The sequence below is a fragment of the Spirillospora sp. NPDC049652 genome (assembly GCF_040675125.1).
Classification (GTDB): Bacteria; Actinomycetota; Actinomycetes; order Streptosporangiales; family Streptosporangiaceae; genus Spirillospora.
In genome coordinates this window covers 1-3,707 of sequence record NZ_JBFAOF010000743.1, presented here as the reverse complement: position 1 = coordinate 3,707, position 3,707 = coordinate 1, and the positions used below count along the sequence as shown (strand labels likewise).

Here is a 3,707-nt window from a genome sequence, read left to right as displayed (position 1 = left end):
GGCTGATCGGCGCGTTCGCCGCCGCGCCCGCGCCCGCCGCGCCGGTCCCGCTGGAGGGCCTGACCCCGCGCGAGCGGGACGTCCTGTCCTGCCTGGGGGAGGGCCTGTCGAACCAGCAGATCGCCGAGCGCCTGGAGATGGCCGAGACGACCGCGAAGACCCACGTGAGCCGGATCCTGGCCAAACTGGGGCTGCGCAGCCGCGTCCAGGCCGCGATCATGGCCCGCGAACACGCCGCCGACCTGCGTTAGGCCGCCCGCAGGACGTCGGTGCGGGTTACGGCGCGCGGCCGCCCGTGAGGGCCGAGAGCAGGTACGTGGCCCCCGCGAGGAGCGCGAGCCAGGCGTAGGGCGTGATGTCCGCGCCGCGCAGCGCCTGCACGACCAGCGCGGCGACGAGGCCGGCCGACAGCACGTCCCCGGTCATCGCGGCGGCCTTCAGGTGCGTCCGGCCCCGGTGCCCGCGGCCGAAGGCCTCGCTGATCGCGAGGCCCTGCTCGTCCCGGCGGTACGCCAGGTGCGCCGCGTACCCGGCGAGCACCGCCAGGGAGATGAGGGCGGGGCCGCGGCGGCCGTCCGCCAGCAGCACCCCGCCGACCACCAGGCCCGCGAGGAGAACCAGGACGGGGACCGCCCACCGCCGTGCCGACCTGCGTTCGGGAGCCAACCACATGGGGGACATCTTTCCCGATCACCGGCACACCGGACAGCCGTTCGGCGGAGGTGATGTCCACGACACCCGCCCCCGGACGGCCTCACTTGCCGGTGCTGTGGATCACCCGGAACTCGACGCCGAACGGGTCTCGGACGTTCGCGATGCGGCCGTGCGGGGTCTCCGCCGGGCCGTCGACGAGCTCGCCCCCGCCGTCGCGGACCCGCTGGACGGCCTGGTCGGTGTCGGCGACCTCGAAGTACACCAGCCACATCGGGACGTCGCGGTCGCCGCGCGCGATGCCGCCGACCGGCCGCCCGTCGGACCGGTTGAGCGCGTAGTACTCCATCCCCGGCCCGGCGTCGATCCGCTCCGGACTCAGGTCGAACACCGCCTGGTAGAACGCGTTCACCGCGGCCGTGTCGTGGGTGTACAGCTCCTCCCACGCGAACGAGCCGGGCTCGTTGACGACGCCCGAGCCGGGCATGTCCTTGCCCTGCCAGAGGCCGAACTGCGCGCCGGACGGGTCCTTCGCCATGGCCATCCGGCCGTGTTCGAACACGTCCCCCACGGGCTGGACGACCTCGCCGCCCGCCTCCGTGACCTTCTTGATCGTGGCGTCGGCGTCGTCGGTCGAGAAGTACAGGTTCCACCAGTGCCGCCCGCCGGTGTCCTCACCGGACACCTCGACCAGGCCGGCGATCATCTGCCCGTCGAGCATGACGCCCTGGTAGCCCATCGCCTCCGCGCCGAAGTCCTGGAACTCCCAGCCGAACAGTTCGCCGTAGAACGCCTTGGCGCGTTCGACGTCGGGCACGCCGAGGTCGATGTAGTTCGGTGTGCCGAGCGGCGGATTGCTGGTCACGCGGACCATGACGGTTCCCCCCTGTCGCGGGCCGGGCGGGTCCCGGCCCTCGGGTGCGGTCTTCCCGGGCATGCTCCCGCCACCCCCAGCGTTCGTACATGTGTTTGACCGGTTTCGGCATGGCCGGACCGTGCGGCGTGTCCACGTAGACTGATCGGCTGCGCCTCCACCCGCCTCATCGTCAGGGAACACTTGTGATCATCGCGAACGACATCGAGCTGCGCGCCGGGGCCCGGCTGCTGATCGAGGGCGCCACCTTCCGGGTCAACCCCGGCGACCGGGTCGGCCTGGTCGGGCGCAACGGAGCGGGCAAGACCACGCTCACCAAGGTGCTCGCCGGGGACGCGCAGCCCGCGGCGGGCGGGGTGACGCGCTCCGGCACGCTCGGCTACCTCCCCCAGGACCCGCGCGGCGTCGACCTGGAAGAGCTCGCCCGCGACCGGATCCTGTCCGCGCGCGGCCTGGACGAGGTGATCCGCAAGCTGCGCGCGGCCGAGGAGCGGATGGCCACCAAGACCGGCGCGGAGCGGGACAAGGCCGTCCGGCAGTACGGGCGGCTGGAGGAGCGGCTGCACATCCTCGGCGGCTACTCCGCCGAGGCCGAGGCGGCGTCGATCGCGTCCAGCCTCGGGCTGCCCGACCGCGTCCTCGGCCAGCCGCTCGGCACCCTGTCCGGCGGCCAGCGGCGCCGCGTGGAGCTGGCCCGCATCCTGTTCTCCGGGGCCGATACGCTGCTGCTGGACGAGCCGACCAACCACCTGGACGCCGACTCGATCATGTGGCTGCGCGACTTCCTCAAGTCCCACCAGGGCGGCCTGGTGGTGATCAGCCACGACGTGGAGCTGCTGGACGTGGTGGTGAACCGGGTCTTCCACCTGGACGCCAACCGCAGCGTCGTCGACATCTACAACGTCGGCTGGAAGAAGTACCTGGAGGCGCGCGAGACCGACGAGCGCCGCCGCAAGCGGGAGCGTGCCAACGCCCAGCGCCAGGCGTCCACGCTGCTCTCCCAGGCCGACAAGATGCGCGCCAAGGCCACCAAGGCCAAGGCGGCCCAGCAGATGGACCGGCGGGCCCGGCAGCTGCTGGCGGGCGTGGAGGACGAGCGGCAGGCCGACAAGGTGGCCAAGATCCGCTTCCCGGACCCGGCGCCGTGCGGCAAGACCCCGCTCACCGCGGAAGGTTTGTCCAAGTCGTACGGTTCCTTGGAGATCTTCACGGATGTCTCCCTCGCGGTGGACCGCGGCAGCCGGGTGGTCATCCTCGGCCTGAACGGCGCGGGCAAGACCACGCTGCTGCGCCTGCTGGCGGGTCAGGACAAGTCCGACACCGGGCGGGTCATCCCCGGCCACGGGCTGCGCGTCGGCTACTACGCCCAGGAGCACGAGACCCTGGAGGTCGACCGCTCGGTGCTGGAGAACATGCAGTCCGCCGCGCCGGACCTGCCGCCGGTGGAGGTCCGCAAGATCCTCGGCTCGTTCCTGTTCTCCGGCGACGACGTGGACAAGCCCGCCGGGGTCCTGTCCGGCGGCGAGAAGACTCGGCTCGCGCTCGCCATGCTCGTCGTGTCGAGCGCCAACGTGCTGCTGCTCGACGAGCCGACCAACAACCTGGACCCGGCGTCCCGCGAGGAGATCCTCGCGGCGCTGCGGACGTTCGCCGGGGCCATCGTCCTGGTGACGCACGATGAGGGTGCGGTGGCCGCGCTCCGGCCGGAAAGAGTGATTTTGCTTCCGGATGGGGTCGAGGACATCTGGAGTGACGAGTTTGCCGATCTGGTGGCACTTGCGTGACCTGCATGGGGAGTTCGACAGATCTTTTCTGGCGGAGTGGGTAGCCGAACGCGCGGGAATGACTGATCATGGCGGGGGATAACGCAGCGGTCACCACATCACTACGGGAGGTACTCGTGGCCGAGACCCTCAAGAAGGGCACCCGCGTGACCGGTGCCGAGCGCGACAAGCTGGCGGCGGAACTCAAGAAGAGGTACGACTCCGGCGAGAGCATCCGCGCCCTGGCAGCCGCCACCGGCCGCTCCTACGGCTTCATCCACCGGATTCTCACCGAATCCGGCGTCAACCTGCGCGGTCGCGGAGGGGCGACCCGCGGCAAGAAGTCCTGACCCCGGGCCTGGTCCGGTGGATGAAGCCGTAGGAGCGGCCGGTGGCGGCTGCCAGGGCGCGGATGCTCT

The 3,707-nt window shown here is 71.5% G+C and carries 6 protein-coding genes; 3 read left to right on the top strand and 3 right to left on the bottom strand.

The window, feature by feature from the left end; translation table 11 throughout:
- Positions 1 to 251 (top strand): response regulator transcription factor (locus tag AB0J52_RS31780; RefSeq protein ID WP_500186475.1); only part of this gene is annotated, 251 nt, incomplete at its 5' end.
- A 25-nt stretch (positions 252 to 276) separates the two neighbouring features.
- Here the strand turns inward: AB0J52_RS31780 and AB0J52_RS31775 are convergent.
- Both AB0J52_RS31775 and AB0J52_RS31770 read right to left on the bottom strand, forming a co-directional pair.
- Positions 277 to 672, bottom strand: coding sequence for an ABC transporter permease (locus AB0J52_RS31775; protein ID WP_500186474.1), 396 nt, complete (start codon positions 670 to 672; stop codon positions 277 to 279).
- 82 nt (positions 673 to 754) lie between these two features.
- Complete coding sequence (locus tag AB0J52_RS31770) at positions 755 to 1,516, bottom strand: VOC family protein (protein ID WP_500186473.1); 762 nt, start codon at positions 1,514 to 1,516, stop codon at positions 755 to 757.
- 194 nt (positions 1,517 to 1,710) lie between these two features.
- Here AB0J52_RS31770 and AB0J52_RS31765 point away from each other — a divergent pair, with 194 nt between their 5' ends.
- The gene (locus tag AB0J52_RS31765; RefSeq protein WP_500186471.1) at positions 1,711 to 3,309 is read left to right on the top strand and encodes an ABC-F family ATP-binding cassette domain-containing protein; all 1,599 of its coding nucleotides are present in this window, start codon (positions 1,711 to 1,713) and stop codon (positions 3,307 to 3,309) included.
- 116 nt (positions 3,310 to 3,425) lie between these two features.
- The gene (locus AB0J52_RS31760; protein ID WP_012852589.1) at positions 3,426 to 3,638 is read left to right on the top strand and encodes a helix-turn-helix domain-containing protein; all 213 of its coding nucleotides are present in this window, start codon (positions 3,426 to 3,428) and stop codon (positions 3,636 to 3,638) included.
- On the opposite strand, the gene AB0J52_RS31755 is transcribed toward AB0J52_RS31760, so the two are convergent.
- A partial coding sequence (locus AB0J52_RS31755) for a helix-turn-helix domain-containing protein (RefSeq protein WP_500186476.1) occupies positions 3,592 to 3,707 on the bottom strand: 116 nt, incomplete at its 5' end. The two genes, AB0J52_RS31760 and AB0J52_RS31755, sit on opposite strands and share 47 nt — an antisense overlap.